This window comes from Neolewinella xylanilytica, from assembly GCF_002934605.1.
Lineage (GTDB): Bacteria > Bacteroidota > Bacteroidia > Chitinophagales > Saprospiraceae > Neolewinella > Neolewinella xylanilytica.
The window spans coordinates 1142204-1166104 of the sequence record NZ_PTJC01000005.1 but is presented as its reverse complement, the minus strand read 5'-3'; the positions used below and the strand labels follow the sequence as shown (position 1 = coordinate 1166104).

Here is a 23901-nt window from a genome sequence, read left to right as displayed (position 1 = left end):
CCAGATGAAATACGTGATCGAGTTAGGGCAGCAGGGCGACATAAACGAGCAGCCACCACACCGGAAGCATCCGATCGGCAGAAAATTTTATCGGCCTTGGGGATAATTGGTTGTCTGGCCTACGGCTTCGCCCTCCAGGTACTGGGCCATTGTCTTCAGATCCGAAGACCAGGGCACCCGTCCCCCACCCTCTTTCCACTGCTGATAGCAACCGAGTAGCCAATCCGTAGGGGAAGCGTCGCGCGCGTAGACCTTGCCCGCATGGGTGCCTTCAATGATCGCCCGCAGCTCCGGATCGTCGGGGCCGTTCACGAGTGCCAAGATGGGTCGGCCGGCGGAAAGGTAATCGTAGAGCTTAGCCGTAAGCACGCCGTAATAGTCCTCGGCGGACCAGTTCAGCAAAAGTAGCATTTGGGCCTCCTCTTGTAGTTTTTGCGCGGACGCAGGAGCAACGTAGGATCGGGTATTACAATGCATGCTCGCGGGCAAACAACTGGTCCATTCCCGCCAGAGGACTTCATCCTTGCCGCGGTAAATCAATTCGATGTCGTCGGGCAACATTGCTCCCCGGGCAACCAGCTCCTGCAGGGAATTCAGCAGCGGCCCGATCGACTGGAGGCGGTCGTACAGGCTGCCCGTATAGACAATGGTAAAGCGATCCGATTGCGGTGCGGTCGACGCGGGGGGGAGATTAAACAGGCGGTTTCTTCGTACCGTAGCCGCCGGAAAGATCTCCTTCAAATATTGGACCTGCCCCTCGGAAACGCCCCATACCTCATCCGCCCGACGGACTACCCTCCTGGCCCACCATATTTGTAATTTCGGCCACCACACGTCTCGCCGTACCGGATCGGCGTGAAGATCCCGAAAATCAGCGATCCAGTGCAGGTGGGGGAAGCGACGCTTCAGCTGACGAGCAACCAGGTGGTCGCTCCAAGGCCGGAAGGAAGAAAAAACGGTGGTAATGCCCTCCGCCTCGATGAGGCGAACCGCTTCCCGGTACGCCTCCCGACGGTAGATCGGACCGCCGTCGTCGGTCAGGTACAGGAAGGGGAAGGACTGCCGCAGCCGCAGCAGGGGGCCGGAAACCTTTTTCCGGTAGCTATTGTGGGGAAGGGTGTGGGCGGGGCCGGGGCCGCCCAGAAGGGCCCGAAGATCGCGGGCGGGTAGGGCAATTACGTCCAAGTCCGGGAGATCGTCACCGGCGAAATTCCGGTCGGCTCGAATCACGAATACCTTGCGGTAATGATCGAGTGCCCAAGTTGCCAGGTGCCCCAGCCGACGACCGGCCACGGCGGGGCGTGGCGGAAAATAATTGGCTAGGAAGAGGATTTTTTCCGCCGACAAGCTCGGATGAATTAGTTACGGTTCTTTTTTGGGCAAGGTGAATTTGGCTATCAAGCTTCCCCTAGGTTAACGAGGAAAAGGGAAAGGTAATGTTTTGCCACTTAACGAAGTTCGGTGGCTCAATGCTTGTCCATAGATTCCAAGGAGGTACGTAGGGATAGCTCCCGTCGGTTCTCGGAACAAAAGTCGCCTTTTGTAAACCCGGCACCGGGAGAATTTTCCGATTCCATCTCGTCGCGTCTCCGCCACACCGGGATAATTAATGTCACGGTAGATACAGATGGATGGCAAGATCGCCCATTCAGATTCACCGCTAATGGAGGAGGGAAAAAAGCGGGTTAGTTCCGGAACGCCTCGATAAGCAAATCCACGTACTTGCCTACGATCACCGGCTCGGCGAATGTTTCTTCGGCCATCTTTCTTCCCGCCACCCCCATTTTAGTTCGGTCCTCGGGGGAAGCCAAGATCAGCTTTTCCATTCCACTTGCCAGGCTTTCCGAACTCTGGACATCTACGAGATAGCCGTTGCGTCCGTGCACGATGGTATCCCGACAACCGGGGACATCGGAAGCGACGAGCGGCTTTCCCATCGCCATGCCTTCCAGCATCACCCGAGGCAATCCTTCCCGGTAGGAGGGCAACACTACGGCGGTAGATTTAGCGATGTAGGGTCGGGTATCACTTACCTGACCGTGATACACGATGTCGCCGGATGCTTCCCATTCTTTGACCATCATAGCCGATACCCCGCTTGGGTTACCATCATCCAGTCCACCTACTACATGAAAGGTAACGTCCGGATACCGCCCTCGCAGCGTTGTCGCGGCATCGTGAAATTCCACGATGCCCTTATCGTACAGCAGGCGACCGATGAACAAGAAGTTGATGTCTTCCGGAGTATCCGATTTCGTAGGTTGAAAGCGTTCCGTATCGATACCGGACCCCGGTACTACCCCCGAACGGTCTGGACGAACCATACCGCTAGCTAAAAATAGCTGCCGGTCGTCCGCGTTTTGAAAGTACGTCCAGTAGGCAGATCGTAACGCTTGCCGGTACAGTTTTATCGCCACCCGATTGACGATTCCGGACTGGAGAAAAGCGTATCCCAATCCCGTCAGGGTACTTATGTTGGCAACCTTGGTGAATTTTGCCGCAAGTGATCCGTAGATGACGGGTTTGATCGTATAATGAAGGGCAACATCGACCTTATGGCGGCGGTATATCCGGATCAACTCCAACGTCAGGGCAAAATCCTGGACCGGATTAGTCCCTTTGCGACTCAATCGCCTGAGTGGCACGAAGATTACTCCCAGTTCGTCAACTAGGCGCTCCGAATATTCATCCGGCGGTGCAATAGCCAATACCCTGGCACCAGCTTCAATAAAAGACCGGACTAACCCACCCCGGAAGTTGTAGATATTCCAACTGGTGTTGACGACAACCGCTACCGTTTTCCCCGCTAGAGCCATTTCGTTCAATTCTGTGGACTGGCTTCGATCCAGGATTCCATGGAGTGACTCTGCCATCCGTAACGTTGGTTTAGGTCTTTATAAGTTCGCAGAATCTCTTCTAACCCGGCCATGTTGCGAGCCGGATCGGTAGCGAGGTTATGCGGGTGCCACCACAGGTGGTAATTTTTCCCTGCCTCTGCGGCACGGGTCATTTCCTTGCATATACGCCATAATTTGAGCTGCTGACCTCCATACGAATCTATTGATGGAACGTAAGGTCGAAAGAAGCGGCTGGCGGGAATGTTGACCAGTCCGTTATCCTCCTTTCCAACGTCGAAAAGATAGGATTTCGCAAGCGGCAGGTAATTGTCCGTTAGCCGTACGGCCCGCTGATACAGGGTAGTGTCCTCGCCCGACCGACTTTGCCAAAACCAAGTCTCCGGATTTCCGCGAAACGCCCGAAAACCATGGCGCCGGAGCGCAGGAAAATAGTCGGTTCGGTACTGATTGCGTGGAAAAACGAGGGAGGTCGCCGGTCCGTACCCGTTTGCCGCCCGCTGCGCGCAACCGAGGTCATCGGCAAAGGCTTCGCTGTCCTGTCCGGGTTCCAGACAGTAAAAGTGAGAAAAAGTGTGGCTTCCGATTTCCTGCCCGGGCGTGGCGGCAACGAGCTCGATCAGCGAGGGTGCATAGTGGTATGGGTCTTCGTCCTCGTTCTCCCCTACTTCAGCCAGTAATCGGTACGGGTCGAGTTGCGGATTGCGGTACTGTGGCCGATGCTCCGGAAGTAACTCTTGAAGCTCCTCCTTATTCCGGGCGAAAAGCATACCCACGGTTGCCCAGGTAGCAGCTATACCGTATTCATTGAATAGCTGTAAGGTGGGCGGAATCAGGTCCCGGGTAGTTCGAAAGTAGGCTCGGCTCTTATCGTTTAGGGAAGTGTGGTCGAATACGCCCCAGTGCAATTCGAAGTCTAGCGAAATGATGAAGCCGCCCCTGTTATTCACCGATGACCAGTTTGCGTTCCGTTCGGTACGCGTAATCCGCGTAAGCGAGCAATACAAAAACAAACAGATAAGTAACCTGGGATTTTTGGCGGATAGCAATACCCATATTGGAACTGATTTGTGCTAACGCTATCGAGACTACAAAGAAAGTGGTCAGTGCCATCTTGACCATCCACGGTGCCTGGATGATAAAGCGCAGGAAACGCGGATTGAAGCAACGAAGAAAAAGAATTAAGTAGATTAGATTTTCCACCGACACGATAAGGCCTAGGGCATTAGGAGAATCGATGAACAGCGGCCGGAACAGGAAGGTGAAGAGCTTCATCGGCTGACTATAGTTCTCAATATCCACCGCTGAATTGGCTTTCTTCAAGTCAGTGGTTCGCTTCTCGGACCATTCCTCTATTGCTTCCGCGTCGGTAGCGTCCACCCCTACGTACGCAAATGTTTGCTGAAATAAGGGTCCGAGCGCCGCTAGGGAAACCACTACGATGATTACCTTCTGCCAGTTCTTGATACCGCGATTACTGAATACCGCCGCTAAGACGGCTGCTCCGCAGACTGCCGCCATGATGTGTGCCCGCACGTGAAGCACGATGAACACGCCGAGAAGCAAGAAAATCAGGCGTTTGCCAATACGGTTTAGCCCATAAAATAACAGGCCCATTCCAGCCAGGATAACCGCGCCCTTGCCGAGAGAGGCACTGTAGAAATGCGCGATAGGCAGGAAGAATAGCAGCAGAATAATGTCTATCCCAAGTAGTTTATGCCGAAACTGTATTTGCTCCGATACAAAAAGATAGAGATAGAAAAATCCAATAAATCCGAAGAACCCGAATAGGAACATTACGGACACATAAGGCAGTGCCAATCCGTTTACGAATGGATAGGCCAAAAATTCAATGAACGGAGTACCGAAGTCGTAAATCTCTAACCATGACCCACCCCGGCTGGCACGGAGGGTATCGCTGTAATAGGCTTTTGAATCCGAGTTATTTACCAGCGCCCAGAGAAAGTAGATCAGACAAAAGAGTGTGTGATATGCATACAACCCCCAAATTGCTCCTTTCGAATGCCGCAACTCCGAGGCGTGGCCGTTGATCATGACCGCAGCCATGATCGTTGTAAGCACTAGAATTAGTACGAGCGTCATTAAAAAAGTTCCAAATCGCCGAGGGTATACCGCCATTCACGGATTGGAGGCGGATCCCGGTGGTTGAGTTCACGAAAGGTTAGGATGAGGCCGATGGGCAGGGCGGGCAAAAAGTAGTTGGGTAGGGCCGCGGTCGGGGCGGCAGTCATCACGTCCGTGCCGTATCGGTGGCGCAGATCGGCCAGGGCGACCTTTGCTCTGCGCTCCGCGCCCTCTCGAACCAGATACTCCACGATACGCAATTCGGTACCGATGCGTTGTTGTCGGCCGTAATAGACGATGATGAACTCGGACGGGTCACCCGCCACGTGGTAGGTTCGCGCCGGGCAGTCGGCGTAGCGCCACCGCAGGAAAGCGGCGGAGGGCGGCGTCCACCAGCCCCGCGCGGACGCCGATCCGACACCTTCAAGCCACTGGAGGGCGGTGGGGTCGGAGAGCAGTTCGTGATTCGGTGCTCCCAGGTCCGGCACGGCGTGATCGATTTGTCGGTACAAGTTGCGGGCGATGGCCAGGGGGCGCAACGGAGCGACCCGCACCGGTAACTTCCCCAGTTGCTGCCAGCCCATCTTGAGGTAGCCTGGGCGGCTCTGCTCGTTCGGGGTATTGAAAATGAAGTCGTCTCCTTCTTGCCTGCATTCCTCGATCAGCCGCAGCGTGAGGCGCTTGAAAATGCCCTGGCCACGGTAATCCGGGTGAGTGGCGGTATCCACGGCGCGAAGGGCACGATAGGTACGGTCGCGGGACTGCCACTGCCACCGCATAAAGGCCCGCACGCCGGCAATGCGCCCTCCGTCGTCGGCCACCATCACCGGCGATGCGCCGAAGGGATTACCTTCGTGCTTCCACCGCCAGAAAGCGGCGGATTTCTCCGTGCTGCCATCCCCGAGGCTGGCCCGCAGGAGATCGATAATGCCCGGCAGGTCGGCGGGGGTAGCGTGGCGTAAATTCATTGGGTGACTACCTGGCGGTAGATGCGTTCCAGTTCGCGGGTCATGCGCTCGATGCTGAATCCCCGCTGCACCCGATCCCGGGCCGCGGTGCCGATCGTTCGCCGGAGCGACTCGTCGTGCAGCAGGCGATCCAGCGGCCCTACCAAAGACGACCACTCTTCCACCGGCGCGAGAAAACCTTCTTTGTCGTGGGTCACGGCTTCCCCGATGCCCCCCGCCGCGGTGGCGACCACGGGGAGTTCCATACTCATGGCCTCCAGCATCGCAATGGGCAGCCCCTCGAACTCGCTGGTCATCAGGTAGACGTCCATGGCGGCGAGCCAAGGACGGACTTCCTGAATGCGGCCGGGGAAGGTGATCACGGCGTCCATACCCTGCTCGCTGACCTGGGTACGCAGCCGTTCTTCCTCCGGCCCGTCGCCTACGATGACGAAGTGAAGTTGGGGGTTCGCGCGGTAAAGGCGGTGCGCCAGGTCCAGCCACAGGTGTAGCCTTTTTTGGGTGCGAAAGACGCAAACGGTCCCCACGATCAGCTTACCTTTCGGCAGGCCGAGTTCACGTACCGCCCGGTCGTGCGGGTAGGCCGCCGGGGAGAAGCGTTCGGTGTTGACACCGTTCAGCAACGGCACCACCGGAGTGGTCGGTAGCCGCCGGTGAGCATCGAGGCTGACCTTTACATCGCCGGAACAGGTGATGACGTACTTATTCCAGGCCATGGTACGCAGGTTGAGCTGTCGGGTCAGGAAGTGATAGCGCTCCTGTTTGTTATGCTCGGTGTAGATGACCGGAATGCCGGTAAGCCGACCGACCAAGCGGCCAACCACCCCTGCGATCGGCAGGTGGCAATGGATCAGATCCGCCCCCCACTCCCGGGCCGTTTTGGCCACCTCCGCGGTCTTGGCCAGAATGGCGGCGTTGTTAGAGGCGGAGTAGCAGTCGACCGTGACCCCCATCCCCCGCAGGTCTTCGGCCACCTGCCCCTTGTGGGGGAGAAAGTAGGCGTACCGGAAGGCGAAGGCATCCCCGTCATGGACGCGCAACGTCTCGGGCAGCAGCATTTCGGCACCGCCGCGGCCGAGCGACTTGATGAGGTGGTAGATTTTGATCATTTCCCGGTGCTGGTGATTTGGTAATAGATATCGAGGGTTTCCCGGGCGGCGCGATCTAGCGTATACTCTTTCCTGACCACCCGCTGGGCGGCACGGCCCAGCCGGTCCCGCAGGGCGGGGTCGGTCAGAACGGTGGCGAGGGCCTCCGCGAAGGTGTCTACATGGTAGCCCTTGAGCAGCAGGCCGGTTTCCCGGTCCCTCAATACCTCCTTCACCCCTCCTACGTCAACCGAGACCGTTGGCGTCCCCTGGATGCCCCCCTCCAGTATGACCCCCGGGATGCCCTCTACAGTGGAGGTGATGGCCAGCACGTCCGCCGCGGCTAGGAATGGCATAACATCGGTCTGTCCCCCCCACAGCCGGACGTAATCGCTCAGGTCCAGGGACTTGATGCGCTGCTCCAGCGCTTCCCGTTCGGGCCCGTCGCCGATGAACCACAACCGGGCCTCGGGCAGCCGCCGCCGTAGTTCACGGAAGGCTAACAACAGGAAGCCGTGGTTCTTCTCAGGTGAGAGCTTCCCAACCAGGGCTATGGTGGGGCCGCTCGCCCCCAGCCGCTCCCGGGCCGCGGCCCGGTCTACGACGGCATCGGTCTTGACTCCACGCCGCACCACCCGGGTGCGATCGGCCGGGAAACCCAAGGTCCGGACGATATCCGCGCGGCTTTCCTCACTAACGGAGGTAATGTAATCCACGCCGCGGAACATCAGCCGCTGGACTCGCCTCCGCAATTCCGAACTCACCCATACACTAAAGACGCTGATGTTGCGGTATACGATCTTTACCTCCGGATTGAGCACTTTCAGGGCCACGCTGTACTTGAGGGTATCCGAACCGTTGGCCTGGATCACCTCGGGACGGTATTCCCGGTAGTAGCTGCTCAGCCTGCTTAACAGCGCAGGGGAAAAGCCTTTAGCCTTCGTACCGCCGAGGTCGGAATTGGTGCAGCCCGCCGCGCGCAGGTCATTTACAGGTGGCGTGTAGAGTCCCAGAAAATGGACATTTTCCCCACCCCGGGCCAACTCCTCGGACAGCAGGCTGGCAAAGACTTCGGCCCCTCGGTACTGTCGGGCGGTGACGAGCTGTAGAATTTTCACGGGCGCATCAGGTTTAGATAAAGGGCCTCGTACTGTTCGGCGGCCTTTTCCATATCGTAGTTCGCAACGGCGTAGGCGCGGGCGTTATCACCCAACCTCCTCAATTCTTCGTATTCCGCCACCGCTTGTACGATTTTGGAGTAAAGGTCGTCCTCATCACGGCAGCGAAACACCAGCCCGTTTTCCCCGTCGCGGATCGCTTCAGTGTTCATCGGAATGTCGGAGCAGATGATGAGCTTACCGGCCAGCATGCCCTCCACCAAGGCCCCGCTAAAACCCTCAAAGTGGGAGGCCAGAACGAACACCTGCGACGATTCCAGGAGCTCGTCCACATTGCTGACGTGACCAAGCAACCGGATGGAATCCCCTCTCTCACCCTCGCAGATCGCCCGCTCGAGTACGGACCGGAAGGATCCCTCTCCGGCAATCAGCAGTTGAAGGTTCGGATAGGTATGTAGTGCGCGCTGGAAGGCACGGATCAGCTCCAGTTGTCCCTTACGTTCGATCAGGCGGCCGACGTTGAGAAACCGCAGTTTGCCGGGAGCGGTGGACACCGGCGGCGTCCTGTCCCCCTGCTTCTCTTCTTCAATGGGCCGGCCGCGGTAAATGACGGAAACCCTGGACCTGGGGTACAACAGCTTCCCTGCGTTGGACGACTTGATAGCCTCCGAATTGGAAACCATATGGGTGTTGCGCCTAACGGTGACCACATCCCAGAGGTAGCGCCAGATGAAGAAGGCCTTGTTCTTGAAGTCGCCCGCCTGGAACCGGCCCCAGGGATAGTCATCGTTGATGAAGGTGCCCAGCAGCGGGATATCGGTACCCCGCAGGCTCAGGCGGGTGACAATGTTGGCCTTGAAGATGCTGCTCACCACCAGGTCGGGCTGAACCTTGTCGATCACGGCCCGCAACTTTTTGGCATTGGCAAAAAAGTTGAACCCGTCGGGTGCGTCCAGCCGGATGATCTTTACCCCGGTAAAGGCCGGGTCTCCGCTCAGGTCATCTCCCCGGTAAATGGTACACACCGTAGCGTCAACATTCTTCAGCCGCGAGGCAATGTACAGGGTGCTTTTCTCAGCACCCCCTGTCTTCAGGGTATCTAGAACGAAGAGGACTTTTTTCATAGCCAAAACCTGATCAGTAGTGACATTTTCATTGAGTATTTGTAAAGGCAAAATTCTTACCACCGAGGCTTCGTAACATGAATTAATTCTGCGCGTCTAGCACACCATCCTAGGCGCGCCAGTCTAACACAGAGTTACGATACAGGCATAACTAAGTCTGTCATGGCATTTATCGCCTCAACCTTTATAATGTTTTTCAGGCGTTAGGTGGATAATTACAAGCATAGTTGTAGATTGCAGATTATCTTGTAGCGAAACACAGCCAATTCGGTCAAACTTCGGTGGTAGCCTGCCTCGTCTTTCCACGCCTTGCTGCCTATCTAGGCACTGTGAGCCATCGCTTGATTGCGGGGATAATTGGCATAGTTAAAATGTTATTGTTCTGGGGGCTATGGTACAGCATCCCGCCGTGATAAAATGACCGAACTGATGTGCGGGTCTAGCAGTTCGTCGATACACTGCTTGGTATCCAAGGCCCCATTCAGGCACACGGCCGTCACTAGAGTGAATTGTTCGGTAGGCTTTTTGAGCAATGGTCGCAATTCAGCAAAGACGTTAACCTCGGCTAGGGTAGTGGTATAGCAGTGAATGAACCCCCGGCTGTTCCTCTACTCCCAGGTGAAGCTTGTGCGGTAAGTCGCTCGCTTTTTCCATGTTGGCGGGTTTTCCATTCCCCCTCGCCGTATATCTATACCCCTCCTGGCGTTCAGAACGACAGTGACTTGGAGTGAAGTGAATCGATGATCTATGCTACAACGTAGAGTGTGTAATCTGAAGGCAAAAGTTTTTTGCATTTTTCTGCAAAGAAGTGTGACAAGAATTGGCATAGCTTTGAGGTCTGAAACAGAAAACATCACCAGTCTGGGCACGCCTCCGAAGTACGGCCCGGCAACTAAGATCAGGGAGTAAAATTACATCCAACAGCGGCACAGGCTCTAGAATCAGCTTCGTCATCGCAATCGATTCATTGATCGACAGCTTCAGGAAATTGACCACCTGCGCCCCGTTGTCGACCCGCACAAGGTTTTCAACTACATCTACCCCATCCAGATGATGGCCGTGGTCGTCTGTATAGTACTGCATGGGGGCTCACTGCGCTGCGCCGCGGCTACGGCCGGCCTCTACGCCGAGCTTATGAACCGGAAATTCTTCGCCCCGTCGTTCAAAAGCGTCAGCAATTAGGTAGAGCGGTGTGGACTGCATGCGCGTAACCTCACCAAGACCCTCAACGAGGAATACGTAGGCATTCTCGACGACAGTATATAGATTAGCAATAAACAACTATTGCTCCTGTTGAGGGTTACGACGGAGCATGCCGTCAGTTTGGACCGTCCTCTCAGGGGAGATCATGTCGATGTCCTGTATATGCTGGTCCAATCCTCCTGTAACGGGGACGAGGTGGCTGAGTTCTTGGGTCACACCCTGGCCCAACGTCCTAGCCTGCGCTTGCGCAATGTGCTCTGCGATCGGGGCGATAATCTGCCGGCGAGGCTGCGTACTCTGGTCACGCCGGCGGTTGGTGACTTTAGTCACGCGATGATGAATTTTGTCAAACGCATTTTTTAGGATGATATCGCGCTCAGCATGCTCTTGCCTAAGCCTTGAGTCACGCCAAATCTTGTTGCTTATTGACTATGCCTTCGCCCTACTGGCCACCATAGGCGACCGCGAATGCATCGATCACTATGCCGCCACAGGGCTGAACGCCAAAATATACGCCCGGTTACGCAATAGTCTAAATCTCTAGACCTGCCTTTGCGAAAGGTCTCAAGTTGATGGTTCTGACAGCTAAGCTCCTAAAGCACGAGGGATTGAGTCAAAGCAGTCATAGTGACTGGCTGCTGCAGATCATCACCTTGGTTCAAAGGCGAGCGAATATGACCGTGCAGGCTAGGGCCTTTATCGAGGGCATGATCGTCTACTTTACCGATCATGTCGTCGCTTACGGCGAAGATACTGCGTCTGCTGAGTTATTCGGCTATCGTCGAAAGTATCTTCCTTCGGCCGCTACAAATATCAAGGATGACGTGAAAGCTATCTCGGCCGATATCCTGTCTATCGCTCTGTACAATTAGCCCATGTCGTTTCAGTTCGTGCAAATGGCAATGTGCCAGGTCCGTGGGCCACAACTCGAGAAATGGTGTATTCAAAATGTATGCTATAATCACTACGAGATCCGCAAGTGCATAGAGCGCGTACTAGAAAGAAACGGAGATGAGTAAACCTATCAGATTACACACCCTATGCTATGACGCCTCGTTTAGGTGCGATAGACGGAACACTCGAGAGCGCTAAAACGGGCAAGATCTTTTTAGAGATTCAAGGTTTATCTTCAGCGGCTGGAAGGAACAGTTTTTCAGCAATTTATCAACAGTTAAGTCAGCGTCAAGGTCTATGGCATCAGTCTCGAACTTACCTACGCTGAGCCGGTAATCGTTGAACTTAAAATTTCCTCCTTTGATTAGGTTGCTTAACCGAATCTGTGCGTTGGGAATACCGTATGCATTTGCGAGAATGAGCCCGTGAAGAGAGCTCGAAACAATATGTGCGCATTTTTTCACTAGTAAAAGGAAATTCCATTATGCCTGCTTCGATGTCAATTACTAACACTCTGCTGTCCCGCGTAAGATTTTTAAGCAAACCATTATTTTGTCAACATAATGTGGAATTATCCCAAGTTCATACTCGACCGGCTGATCTTCGACAGGAAAATATTCTGGAAACAGCAACGCTGGATCTCCGTATACTTCAGGGCAGTCGACTCCCAAATTTAACAGCCTTTGCCTGGTTAATGGTCCCCGGACTGCATGAACCTTGGTAGGCAATACATACATGGGAGACTTGTTCGTTTTGAACCCTGATCCCCACACTTCAAGATTGCGAACTCTGCTATGGTCGAGCACCGATCCTATAACTGAATAAATCGGAACATTACCGGTGTAAATAAGATCTGCATGATTGAATACCTTTTTTCCAGATATTTTCACTATCATGCCCGTATTAATCGCGTCTCCCCAGTTTTTCTGTTGTCGCTGATCGGGACCATTTGGAGATAATAGCCTTTTCGCGATTTGTGAGGATGCTCAGGCTTTTTGCAAGATTGGCCGGAGAAAGTTTAGGAAACTTAAGTTTTTTTAACATATTCTTGATTTGACTATATAAAGTTTGAATGGACTATCTCACAGATTGACAAGGTCTCCATCGCATAGTTTTTATCATACGGCTAAAAAACACAGACTTTATTTTAAACCAATTTGCCAATGGCATATTTTGGCGGAACAATTACAGCTATTAACAATCAACGAGTTAGGCTTTTAAAACTTAAGACCTTCTTACCCATTTTTTATTTCTCAAATAAGGTATACTAAAGATAACATATCTCAATAGATTAGATATACTGGGAGTATTATTTAAGATTTCTCTGAAAATTTTGTCGGCCTTCTCAATTTCACCTGCCCTGGTGAAATTTACTGCTGCGGAAATAAGAAATTTGTCTTTATTAAAATGAAGGACCCCGTCATGGAAATATTTTTGTGCAAGGTAGTAAGTTGCTTGTGCTCTATATAAATCGCGAGTTTTGGTTTGAGCCGGGGTCTTTTGATGGTGATAGAAGAGGTTACAAGTATCAAACGAAACAACTTTAAAATTGTATTTTTCACAGTACTCCAAAGCTCGAGCCATCATTTCCCAATTCTCACTTTGCTTAAGAATTTCATCGTACTTCCCACAATGGAGAAATACTTCCTTTTTTATACAGAAAGAACCGGGTATATTTAAAAATTTAAATTTAGAAATTTTAGGGTTTACTGCGGGCAATTTTATTTTTTCCCCCATAATCAAACCACAACTCACGACTCCTACATTGGTATTTAAATTAATTTTATTGTCATAATCTAGTAATGAATCAGTTTTGAGTTCATCGTCACTATCCAAAAATACTATATAATCACCTATACTGGTTTCAAAGCCAGTGTTTCTAGCAGCAGCTACACCTGCATTTATTCTTTTTAAATAAGTTATTCTGGGGTCGCTTAAAAATTGTTCGATAATTTTAGATGTTTCATCTGTTGATCCGTCATCCACAACTATCAATTCCCAATCATCTAGCTTTTGATTGATCACACTAGACACAGATCTGGAAATTCTTCCCGAATCATTATACGTTGGAATAATTACAGAATATTTAGGCATAGATTATTTTAAACTTCTTATTTAACACCCATAACCAATTGGTTGGGTATAACGATATGATCGCTACTCGACCATCCTGAAATTTAATGTCTGTAATGAACGAATAGCTGTTTTGTGTTTCTTTGAATTACACATGAAATGGACGATGCCGTGTCTGAATTCCTAGCAAGTAGCGTAGTAAGTCAAGTTGATAGATTCCTCGCCCAAATCAGTTCGTCAACTCTATATCTAATGCTTACAACTTTTCGACTTCAAGGGATTCTGCAGCAACTACTTGAAAATTTGGACTACTGATGGAGGCTATATACTTATACAGTTTCACTATTTGCTCATCCTTACCCATTTGGGCAGTTTGATACTGCTCGACCGGCAACAATATACTCACAAAAGACACATCTTCGTAAACAGAAAACAGATTCAATAAAACCGAGGAGAAAAAAGATACAATAGTATGTGGCAGTTCATCTGATTCAGCCAACTGTTCTTCGTAATTCTTGTCAAATCGAATAACCTCGACGTAGTTTCTTATTTTTGCAAGCGTATGGTCTAATTCCTTAGGATGGGCGATGTAGATTAGGTTATCAAACTTAGCCGAAAGGAGACCGATGAGCCGATCAAAGTAATCCTGATCTATCATTTTATTCTGCACCAGGGGGCTTCCTATAAAATGAGCCTCTCTACCATGACGCTTTTTTAGTACGCCCCCGTAAGAAAAGGGGACAACAGCATCCTCGTTGTGTGTCTTAAAGGAGAAAGGAGTATAGAACGTCAACTTCTCGATCCGGGGCGGCGGGAACAGCTTCATGAGGTGCTTAGAAGTCGATCTGCCATCAAATACCTTGCCTGACTTCCTCAACTCATTTATGTGTAAAGTGAGGACTCCATCGTGAAGCAGGATAATGTTATGGTACTTAACATGCTTTACGATTTGGTGTTGAATATAGTGCGTATAATTACTTATAAATACAGTGTCATAACTATCCGGCATCATCTTAAACAAAATACCGAATTTTAAAAACAGAATATTCCACAAAGTCCTCCCCCCCCCACCTCCCCAAAAAGAGTGACATCGAACCAATTGGTGATTCGAGGCGGCGTAATTATCTACTTCGTTTCGTAGTGCTACGTCTTCTTCCCTTGACCTACAGGCGAGTATGACGTGAATTACTGCATCGCCTGCATCAAAATGATTCTGATTGACAATATTTATCATATTGCCCAAGTGAGTATTGTTCGTTAACACAAACAATAGTTGCTTAGAGGTTGACTTCTTCATAGACAGGATCATTTTGGCTACCCCGCTTAAAGGAGTTCCTCGAATGAATTTACGGTCAATCCTTTTTATAATACCCATATCCGTAACCATATCCGTAGCCGTACCCATATCCATATCCATACCCCCGACCCGATTTAATGCCGTTCAGTACGATAGAAAGGTGAGGTAACTTATTAGAGGTATAGATTTCGTTGGCAATCTCCAGCTGACCCTTTTTGGTCTCCGCGAAGCGGGTTACGTAGATGGTGCTATCAACCTGTTTGCTAATCAACAGGGCGTCGGTGACCAAGCCTACGGGTGGCATATCGATCACAATGTAGTCGTACCGTCGCCGGAGTTCAGCGAATAGGTCATCTACGGCATCCAGCATCAGCAGTTCGGCTGGATTGGGCGGGATAGGCCCGCTGGTGATGTAATGGAGGTTCGGTTGCTTTTCTAGCGCATTGGTGATGTCCTCCAGGGAGGCTTCCCCGGCGAGGTAATTGGTTAGCCCCGCCCCCAGGTCGGCCCCCTCATTGAGCAAATATTTGCCAAGCTTGGGTTTCCGCAGGTCCATGCCGATCAGGATTACCTTCTTTCCCGAAATCGCCAGGCTCATACCCAGGTTCATGCACACGAAGGTCTTGCCCTCCCCCCCCATACTTGAGGTGACCAAAAAGGTCTGTTGCTCCCGGCCGGCTCCCATGAATTGAAGATTGGTCCGTAGCATACGGAACATTTCGGAAATGGGACTTCGGCTGGTCCGGGTCACTACGATACGGTCGTCCTGGGCTTCGTAGGAGATGGCCCCTAGGAAGGGGGCGCCGGTCAGGGCCTTGATTTGCTCGGGGCTGGAAATCGTATCATTCATAATTTCCTGTACCGAAACAATTCCGACCGGGAGTACCAACCCAAGCAATAAGGCGATGGCATACACCGGCATCTGTCCCGGGGAGGTACTCCCCCTCCGCATGGGAGCCTCGAACACTCTTACATTCGAAATCGCCGCGGCGCTGGACAGGGCCGTTTCCTCCCTGCGTTGCAGCAGGAATAGGTACAACTGTTCCCGGATGTTCTGCTGCCGTTCGATGGCCAAGAGCCCCCTTTGCTTTCCGGGGATTTGCCGGATGTTGCGGTAGGTTTCATTGGTTGTACTCTCCAACTGTTCCCGCCGGTCTACCAGGTCCGCCCGGGCCTCCGATAGTGCCTGGTTCAGTACCTGTCGGATCTCGGTGATTTGCCTTTCCACCGGCAGGAGAACGGGGTTGCCCTCCTTGGCCGACGCTAGCAGCTTTTCCCGCTCCGCCTGAATACTGTTGTACTGGTTAAGCAGGGGGCTTATGGTCAAGTTTTCCAGCGATACATCAAACGGAAGGTAATTAAGGGAGTCAACGGGTAACTGCAGCATCGTCCGGATGCGGTCGATGGCGTCCAACTTGACCGCCAATTCGATCATCTGCGTTCCATTTTCCTTTAGCTGCAGAAACGCTTCTTCTAGTTCCCGTTCGGTTCCCCCTACGATGTCGTTGTTGAGGATGTAGTCCTCAGCCCGGAGCTCTACTTCGTCCAGTTCAGCGGAAAGGTAATTCAGCCGGTCGTTGACGAACTCCGTAGTGCGGGTAGCTACTTGGTTCTTCTCGAGAATCGTAATCCGGTTATATTCCTCAATCACCTCATTGATGATATCAATGGCCCGTTGTGGTACCTCATCGGTCAAGCTGATTTGTAGCATTTCCGACGTACGAACAGTGGAGATTTGTAGGCGACTGCTATAGGATCTTGCCAAGAGAACCGGATCCCGGATAACCAAGGTTGCGGAGGTCCGAGAGTCCCTCTGATCAGGGTTCTCAACAATTGTAAGAGTGCCAAAGGGAAGAACGATTGGTTGACCGAATCGTCCTTCCGCAGGGCCGCTCTCTCCATACCGGAGTGTGTATGAGCCAGCGCCAGTCACCTCAATGAGCATGGAATTCCCGTACAGCTTACCGTTGCCGTCATTGTACGACTCGACTAAAAAAGGACGCTCCTCAATGCCGTATAGAATCGTATTCTTTACTCTTCCCTCACTTATGTATTGTTTATCCAACCCAAGGCTATCCACCACGGCCCGCAGCAAAGAGAAGGAGCTCAGGATCTCAATTTGGTTGGTGAGATTCATGCTGTTTTCCACCATTCCAGGAGCGGCCACCCCGCTGACCGCCTGAGCCATGGCTCGGTCTTCCGTACTTTCCTTGACGAGGATGGTCCCCCGAACTTCGTATTCGGGCACCTCATACCGAAGGTAAAGGTATCCCACCCCGACCGTGATCAGGGGAAAGATGATGAACAGATACCACTGGCGCAGGGCCCGCCCAATAATGGCACGGACGTTCAGTCCTCCCGCATCGCCGCTGGGCTGCTTGGTTTCGAGAGAAGGCATTGCCGAAAATTCTCCGGCGTTTGGATTAAGTGGTTCCAAGAAAATCGGAAGTAAGCGGTGAGAATAATTCTTAGCGCAGCGCCAGGGCAATCACGATGGACACCAGCGACAAAGCCGCAGAGGCATAGCCTACGATTCGCTGCAGGGGATCGGCTACGGTGGCCACCCGGGCCTCGATGGGCTCGACGTAGATGACATCGTTCTGTTCGAGGTAGAAGTAGGGGGAGGAGAAAATGTCCTCGTTCTGGAGGTTCAGCCGGGCGAAGGTGCGCTCCCCGTTATCCTCCCGCATAATTAGTACGTTGGTGCGGTTGGCGTAATTGGTAAGGTCGCCCGCCATACCGAGGGCCTCCAGGAGGGTTACCCGTTTGTTGGACAAACGCAGCAGGCCGGGAGCCATCACTTCTCCGAGGATGGTCACCTTGAAGTTCAAAAAGCGAACATTAACCACTGGGTCCTTCAGATAACCGTCGGCGAGGCGCCCGGCGATCAATTCTTTAATCTCCGAAAGGGTAAGTCCACCCACATCCAAGGAGCCAAGTACCGGGAAGTCAATGTATCCGGCATCGTCCACAAAGTAGCCCGTTGTCAACTCCAACTGCAGACTGCCTACCCCGCCCGAACCGCTCTGGTTTCGCTGCTGCGAATCTTCCTGCGACTGATTGAAGGGTTCCGCCGCCTCCGGGTTAAGGCTGGAGATGGTGATCCGGAGAAGGTCTTCGGGCTGTACCGTCAGGCTTGTATTGTTGGTGATTTGTTGGGGGCTCAGGCTGACCGGATCCAGGGGTTTGAAGTTGATCAGTTCCTCGTGGGACACGCAGCCGGTGGCGGCGATAACCAACAACAGCGCGAGCAGACCGTTTACGAATCGTTGCATAAATGCGTAGGGGGTTACTTTCCGCCCAACCATTCCTGGTTGCGCAGAGAGGGAGAAGTCAGGTACTTGGCGTAGCGGTGGTTGCCGAGCATCTCGCGGATACCGGCCAGGTGACGGGTGTGGTGGGCGTCAGTCCCCAGCAGGCTCACCAGCCCCTCCGCCAGCAGTTGCTCGGCCACCTGCTTCACGGCCTTGCCATAGTAGCCGGTGAGGGAAAGCAGATTGACCTGCAGCCGGATACCGCGCTCTTCCAGGCCGCGGTAATCGGCGAACCGTTTGTGGAAATAGCGGTAGCGCTCGGGGTGGGCGAGCACGGGATGGTAGCCCTTTGTCTGAATGTCGAAGAAAAGGGCGTCCTGGTTGGTAGGTGGAGAAACGAAGGAAAACTCCACCAGTAGGTGGTTCCCAGGCAGGGTAAGAAGGCGATCTTGCCGCAGGCGTTCGGGGAAGCCTTCGTCGAGCAGGTATTCGGCGGCGGCGTCCAACTGAATATCCAGCCCTGCGGCTTCCGCGGCCCGCCTCACCTTCTCCAGGGCGCCCCGGATGGTTTCCGGGGCGTTGTTATAGAGGTCGGACATTACGTGGGGGGTGGCGACCAGCCGGCGGTAGCCGAGAGCGGCCATTTCCCGTATCATGTTCAGGCTGTCGTCCAGACTTTCCGCCCCGTCGTCGATCCCCGGTAACCAGTGGGCATGCATATCGGTGTGAAGAAAACCGAAGTCCTCTACTTCCTTGCGATTCCGTCCGAACAGCCAGTCAAGCACTAGGCCTCGCGATTTTCTCCGGCACCCACGTCCGCGCCCGCCCCCTGGGTTTGGCCGTAAAATTCCCGGTACCAATCAAGGAACTGCCGGATGCCGTGGCGGATGTTCGTTTCCGGCTTGTAGCCCAGGTCGTCCATCAGGTCCTGAACGTTGGCGTAGGTTGCCGGTACGTCGCCGGGTTGGATGTCCATCATGTTTTTCTTGGCTTCCAGCCCGAGCTCTTCCTCAATGGCGGTAACGAAGTCCATCAGCTTGACCGGGTCGTTGTTGCCGATGTTGTAGACCTTATAGGGTGCCTTAGAGGTTGAGGGATCGGGGGCCTCTCCAGTCCAGTCGGGGTTGCCCTTGGGCGGGTTGTCGATTACCCGTTTAATTCCCTCAACGATGTCGTCGACGTAGGTGAAGTCACGCACCATGTTACCGTGGTTGAACACCTTGATGGGTTCGCCCTTCAGGATGGCCTCGGTAAAGAGGAATAGCGCCATGTCGGGCCGGCCCCAGGGTCCGTACACGGTAAAAAACCGAAGGCCGGTAGTGGCCAGACCAAAAAGATGGCTGTATGTGTGCGCCATCAGCTCATTGCTCTTCTTGCTGGCGGCGTAGAGGGAAATGGGGTGGTCGACGTTGTCGCTGGTAGACAGCGGCATCCGCTCGTTGAGGCCGTACACGCTGGAGCTGGAGGCATAGGCCAAGTGCTTGACGCCATGGTGGCGGCAGGCCTCCAGGATGTTCGTGAAGCCGATGATGTTGCTGTCGATGTAAGCCTGGGGGTTCACCAGGCTGTAGCGGACGCCGGCCTGGGCGGCCAGGTTGACCACGGTGGTAAACTGTTCGCTAACGAAGAGATCGCTCAGCCCCTCACGGTCGGTCAGGTCCAGCTTAATGAAACGATAGTTAGGGTGGGTGCTGCTCTGCACCAGCTCGCCGTAGGCAATAGTGTCCCGGGAGATGCCGGCCCGCTCCAGGCGGCCGTACTTGACGTTTACGTCGTAATAGTCGTTGATGACGTCGAGGCCGACGACCTGCTCGCCGTCACGGACGAGCCGCTGGGCAAGGTGGGAACCGATGAAACCGGCCGTTCCGGTAATGAGTACCATGTTCGGGGAATTTTTAGGTCTTGAATTAGAGGCGCCAGATGGTTTCTCCGTCCCGCAATTCGTCACGGTTGTAGAGGCCCTTCAGGTCAAAAAGCATTAAGCCGTCGCGGCTCATTTCCCGGAATTTGTCCAAATCATATGATTTGAACTTAGTATGGGACACTGCCACGACGATGGCGTCGTATTGCTTACCTACTTCGTCGATCATCGTTAGCCCGTACTCATGCGCCACCTCATTGGGACTGGCGTGCGGATCATAAAGATGCACGTTGACGCCGTAGTCCATCAATTCCCGCACTACGTCCACCACCTTGGAGTTGCGGATATCCGCCACGTTTTCCTTGAAAGTGACACCCAGCATCAGCACCTTGCTCTGCTTGGGGTTCTTATCCGCCTTTAGTAGGGCCTGGACCAGTTCCTTGGCGATGAAGGCGGGCATCCGGTCGTTGATGCGACGCCCGCTGGCGATCACCAACGGATCGTAGCCCAGCTTTATACTCTTGTGCAGAAGGTAATACGGATCTACGCTGATGCAGTGCCCCCCCACCAGGCCCGGCCGGAACGGTAGGAAATTCCACTTGGTGCCGGCGGCATCCAACACGTCCTGGGTATCGATGCCCATCTGCCGAAAGATGATGCTCAGTTCGTTGACAAAGCTGATGTTGACATCCCGTTGGCTGTTTTCGATCACTTTAGCCGCCTCGGCAACCTTTATACTCGCCGCTTCGTAAATGCCGGCGGTGATAATGTCACCATAAATTCCGGCTATTACCTTTAGGGTTTCCGAATCACTACCGCTTACGATCTTCAAAATCTTATCGACGGTATGCTCCTTGTCACCGGGATTAATTCGCTCGGGGGAATAGCCCACCGTAAAATCCTCACCAAAGGTGAGTCCACTTTCTTCTTCCAAAATAGGCACACAATCCTCTTCCGTACAACCTGGATACACGGTCGATTCGAAGACGACAATATCGCCGCGCTTAAGCACCTTGCCCACCGAGCGGGAAGCCCCAAGCAATGGCCGGAGATTTGGGCTGCGACTTTCGTCTACTGGGGTGGGTACGGCTACAATGTGGAACGAGGCCTTACTCAAATCCTCAGCTTCCGAGGAAAAAAAGATGTCCTTCCCATCGAATGCCGCAGTTTCCAGTTCTTCGCTTGGATCCTGACTATTCTTCATCATTTCTACCCGAGGAGAACTGATGTCAAACCCGATGACACGAAATTTTTTTGCAAGTTCGAGGGCCAGGGGCAGACCGACATATCCCAGGCCTACTACGGAAATCGCCTTTTCCTTGGTTCGGAAAGCCGACAGTTCGATGGAACTATCGAGTACAGCATATTGACCAGTAGAGTTTGCCATAAATAATTTCTAAAAATTTAAAGTTAAACAGTCTGTAAACTCACCATCTGCCGGAAGTTTGCGGATCGCTTTTGCAAAGATTCGAATGTTCCTATTTCGTACGTGTGGTCGGCCCTGAGGAAAACGATTTTGTCTGCTTTGCTAATTGTTGATAATCTGTGGGCAATGACGATCATGGTTACGGTACCTGCTAGACTATCGATATTTTCCTGGATAAGCTTTTCGCTTTGGCTATCCAGCGCAGAGGTAGCCTCGTCCAGGATGAGAATATCGACCTCACGGTACAGTTCTCTTGCAATAGAAATACGCTGCCGCTGTCCGCCGCTTAAATTTACCCCATTGATTCCGATCTGCGTATTCAAACCTTCCGGTAGCATGGCCACGAACTCTGCGGCATGAGCCAACTTTAAAGCCTGTTGAATTTTTAATTCGGTTTCTTCAGAAGGATTCTCGAAAAAACTGACGTTGTTAGCTACCGTATCCGTAAAAACCTGAGACTCCTGGGTCACATATCCTACTTGGCGCCGAAAATCGTGTTTATTCAATTCCCTCAGGTCTATACCGTCCACCAATATAGTGGCAGTCGGTGGGGGAAGCAGGCCGCATAGCAAATTGACGAGCGTGGTCTTTCCTGCACCACTTTCCCCTACGATCCCGATGGTTTCGTATTTATTGATAACGAAAGACATATCTTTCAACACCGGAACGTCATCATATCCGTAGTTAAGATTTTTAACTTCTATTTTCTTTTTGAAGCCGGAGAAAGGCACTGTACCCGGATCTTCTTGAAAATGCTTCATTTCCTCGGTAAAGGCCTCCATGTTTTCGATCGAGCCCGAAACCCCTAAGAATTGGTTATAGGAATTTTGCATCGTCCCCAAACTGGTCAGGCCGCGGTAGAAGAAGAGTAAGCTGAGGATGATCAGACCAAGGCTCTCCTGAAATACGGTTACTTGGATCAGGATAGCAGCTACTACTACCACCATCACCAAAGGTTCTCTGATTGAATTAGCTATACCGTTCATGACACCGATTGTGCGCTGCTGCTTTTCAACGCTTACAATGGATTGATCGATTTTTTCCTTATAGCGGGTGATCAAATCCGTAGCCTTTAAAAACTTGAACGAAGAAACACTCTCAATAAGAAAACCCTGGAAATTATTCATCTCCTTAGTAACTCTTCTGGAAGCTTCTTTCGTTATTCTATAGATTCGACTAAAGGCCAGATTGGAAAGCAAGCCTCCCACCGCGACTATCACTGCAAATTTCGGATTCGCTACATAGGCCAGTGCGACGTAAACACCCGTCATTATAAGATACTGAAGCATCTGGAAATAAGAACGGTAAGCAGTATTGATCCTCACAATCTCTCCACTGAAAGTGTTTTGGATCTTACCCGATTCGGCTTTGGAAAATTCGCTGTAGTCTAAGCCCGCCAGCAACTTCATGTTACCCAAACGCATAATATTGGCAAAGCGCTGGTTCAGTATCGTCCGGTAATAATCCAGGGCAAACTTTGCAATACCCTTCATAAAAAAGAAGAACAGCAAGACTAAAAGAACGGTGACAAGCGTAGGTGACAGGCCCAATTCATTCATGCCGTCAAGGACTATGCGCATAGACCCCATGTTCTCACCGTCGGCTTCCCCGGTTCCACCGTCAACGGCGTGCAACAAGGGTAAAAACATCGTCAACCCGATGCCGTCTAAGAGGGCCACTAGCATACTTAGACCAAGGGCAATAAAGACCGCCGAGCCGAGATAACTGTAGAAGAATCTGAAATACGATAAAAACCGAACTTCGCTTAGCTTCTTTACTACTTTGCTCATACGAGGCTTTTTAAGTATTTCCCATATCCGCTTTTACTTAACGGATCAGATACGGCAAGCAACTGTTCGCTACTAATCCACCCCATCCGCCAGGCCACCTCCTCGATACACCCGATCTTAAAGTCCTGCCGCTTCTCGATCACGCGCACGAATTCCGCCGCGTCGTGCAGGCTCTCGAAGGTGCCGGTATCCAGCCAGGCGGTGCCCCGCTGCATGATGCCGACCTCCAGTTCGCCGCGCTCGAGGTACCACTGGTTGACGGTGGTGATCTCGTATTCGCCGCGGGCGCTGGGTTCGACGTTCTTGGCGACCTCCACGACGCGCTCGTCGTAGAAGTATAACCCGGGCACGGCGTAGCGGCTTTTCGGCACTTCCGGCTTTTCCTCGATGCTGATCGCCTTGCGGTTCGCGTCGAACTCGACCACGCCGTAGCGCTCGGGGTCGTGGACCGGGTAGGCGAAGACGCGGGCACCCTTTTCCAATTTCGCGCTTTCCTGGAGGAGCTGGCTCAAGCCGGCCCCGTGGAAGATGTTGTCGCCCAGCACGAGGGCGCACTTATCCCCGGCAATAAAGTCTTCCCCGATCACGAAGGCCTGGGCCAGTCCGTTCGGGACTTCCTGGACCGCGTATTCGATGCGAATGCCCAGCTCGCTGCCATCACCCAGCAGGTTGCGGAAGGCGGTGTTGTCTTCGGGGGTGGTAATGATGAGGATTTCCCGGATCCCCGCCAGCATCAGGATGCTCAGCGGGTAGTAGATCATCGGTTTGTCGTACACCGGCATCAGCTGCTTGCAGACGCCCTTGGTGATGGGGTACAGCCGGGTACCCGAACCGCCGGCTAGTATGATTCCTTTCATCGGAGGGG

At 52.8% G+C, this 23901-nt stretch carries 18 protein-coding genes; 1 reads left to right on the top strand and 17 read right to left on the bottom strand.

Going from position 1 to position 23901, the window contains the following annotated elements:
* Positions 1–87: 87 nt before the first annotated feature.
* The 8 genes from CLV84_RS04595 to CLV84_RS04565 all read right to left on the bottom strand — a co-directional run bounded on the left by CLV84_RS04595 (position 88) and on the right by CLV84_RS04565 (position 9238).
* The gene (locus CLV84_RS04595) at positions 88–1347 is read right to left on the bottom strand and encodes a glycosyltransferase family protein (protein WP_104418551.1); all 1260 of its coding nucleotides are present in this window, start codon (positions 1345–1347) and stop codon (positions 88–90) included.
* Positions 1348–1685: 338 nt separating this feature from the next.
* Complete coding sequence (locus CLV84_RS04590; protein ID WP_104418550.1) at positions 1686–2873, bottom strand: glycosyltransferase family 4 protein; 1188 nt, start codon at positions 2871–2873, stop codon at positions 1686–1688.
* Positions 2822–3805: a polysaccharide deacetylase family protein gene (locus CLV84_RS04585; RefSeq protein ID WP_170067571.1), complete on the bottom strand. Its 984-nt coding sequence runs from the start codon at positions 3803–3805 to the stop codon at positions 2822–2824. The genes CLV84_RS04590 and CLV84_RS04585 overlap by 52 nt, the downstream gene beginning before the upstream one ends.
* Positions 3798–4958, bottom strand: a complete 1161-nt coding sequence (locus CLV84_RS21470; RefSeq protein ID WP_146088711.1) for a hypothetical protein — start codon at positions 4956–4958, stop codon at positions 3798–3800. The genes CLV84_RS04585 and CLV84_RS21470 overlap by 8 nt, the downstream gene beginning before the upstream one ends.
* Positions 4958–5908, bottom strand: a complete 951-nt coding sequence (locus CLV84_RS04580) for a GNAT family N-acetyltransferase (protein WP_104418548.1) — start codon at positions 5906–5908, stop codon at positions 4958–4960. The genes CLV84_RS21470 and CLV84_RS04580 overlap by 1 nt, the downstream gene beginning before the upstream one ends.
* Positions 5905–7017, bottom strand: coding sequence for a glycosyltransferase (locus CLV84_RS04575; protein WP_104418547.1), 1113 nt, complete (start codon positions 7015–7017; stop codon positions 5905–5907). Before CLV84_RS04575 ends, CLV84_RS04580 begins: the two co-directional genes overlap by 4 nt.
* Positions 7014–8114, bottom strand: a complete 1101-nt coding sequence (locus CLV84_RS04570) for a glycosyltransferase (RefSeq protein ID WP_104418546.1) — start codon at positions 8112–8114, stop codon at positions 7014–7016. Before CLV84_RS04570 ends, CLV84_RS04575 begins: the two co-directional genes overlap by 4 nt.
* A complete protein-coding gene (locus CLV84_RS04565) occupies positions 8111–9238 on the bottom strand; it encodes a glycosyltransferase family 4 protein (RefSeq protein WP_104418545.1) in 1128 nt (375 codons plus the stop codon). The genes CLV84_RS04570 and CLV84_RS04565 overlap by 4 nt, the downstream gene beginning before the upstream one ends.
* Before the next feature lie 1772 nt (positions 9239–11010).
* Between CLV84_RS04565 and CLV84_RS04545 the strand changes: the two genes are divergently transcribed.
* A complete protein-coding gene (locus tag CLV84_RS04545) occupies positions 11011–11313 on the top strand; it encodes a hypothetical protein (protein WP_170067570.1) in 303 nt (100 codons plus the stop codon).
* A 1246-nt stretch (positions 11314–12559) separates the two neighbouring features.
* Here CLV84_RS04545 and CLV84_RS04535 read toward each other — a convergent pair.
* The 9 genes from CLV84_RS04535 to rfbA all read right to left on the bottom strand — a co-directional run bounded on the left by CLV84_RS04535 (position 12560) and on the right by rfbA (position 23893).
* Positions 12560–13429, bottom strand: coding sequence for a glycosyltransferase family 2 protein (locus CLV84_RS04535; RefSeq protein WP_104418540.1), 870 nt, complete (start codon positions 13427–13429; stop codon positions 12560–12562).
* A gap of 235 nt (positions 13430–13664) precedes the next feature.
* On the bottom strand, positions 13665–14825 hold the full coding sequence (locus CLV84_RS04530; RefSeq protein ID WP_146088710.1) for a hypothetical protein: 1161 nt from the start codon (positions 14823–14825) through the stop codon (positions 13665–13667).
* Positions 14761–17103, bottom strand: a complete 2343-nt coding sequence (locus CLV84_RS04525; protein WP_104418538.1) for a polysaccharide biosynthesis tyrosine autokinase — start codon at positions 17101–17103, stop codon at positions 14761–14763. The genes CLV84_RS04530 and CLV84_RS04525 overlap by 65 nt, the downstream gene beginning before the upstream one ends.
* Before the next feature lie 70 nt (positions 17104–17173).
* A complete protein-coding gene (locus CLV84_RS04520; protein WP_170067569.1) occupies positions 17174–17980 on the bottom strand; it encodes a polysaccharide biosynthesis/export family protein in 807 nt (268 codons plus the stop codon).
* A gap of 14 nt (positions 17981–17994) precedes the next feature.
* Complete coding sequence (locus CLV84_RS04515; protein ID WP_104418536.1) at positions 17995–18744, bottom strand: tyrosine-protein phosphatase; 750 nt, start codon at positions 18742–18744, stop codon at positions 17995–17997.
* On the bottom strand, positions 18744–19841 hold the full coding sequence (locus CLV84_RS04510) for an NAD-dependent epimerase (RefSeq protein ID WP_104418535.1): 1098 nt from the start codon (positions 19839–19841) through the stop codon (positions 18744–18746). The genes CLV84_RS04515 and CLV84_RS04510 overlap by 1 nt, the downstream gene beginning before the upstream one ends.
* 25 nt (positions 19842–19866) lie before the next feature.
* Positions 19867–21207 carry a nucleotide sugar dehydrogenase gene (locus CLV84_RS04505; RefSeq protein WP_104418534.1) on the bottom strand — a complete coding sequence of 447 codons (1341 nt, stop codon included), beginning with the start codon at positions 21205–21207 and terminating at the stop codon, positions 19867–19869.
* 23 nt (positions 21208–21230) lie between these two features.
* Complete coding sequence (locus tag CLV84_RS04500) at positions 21231–23036, bottom strand: ABC transporter ATP-binding protein (protein WP_104418533.1); 1806 nt, start codon at positions 23034–23036, stop codon at positions 21231–21233.
* The gene (rfbA, locus tag CLV84_RS04495) at positions 23033–23893 is read right to left on the bottom strand and encodes a glucose-1-phosphate thymidylyltransferase RfbA (protein WP_104418532.1); all 861 of its coding nucleotides are present in this window, start codon (positions 23891–23893) and stop codon (positions 23033–23035) included. Before rfbA ends, CLV84_RS04500 begins: the two co-directional genes overlap by 4 nt.
* Between the last annotated feature and the right edge of the window lie 8 nt (positions 23894–23901).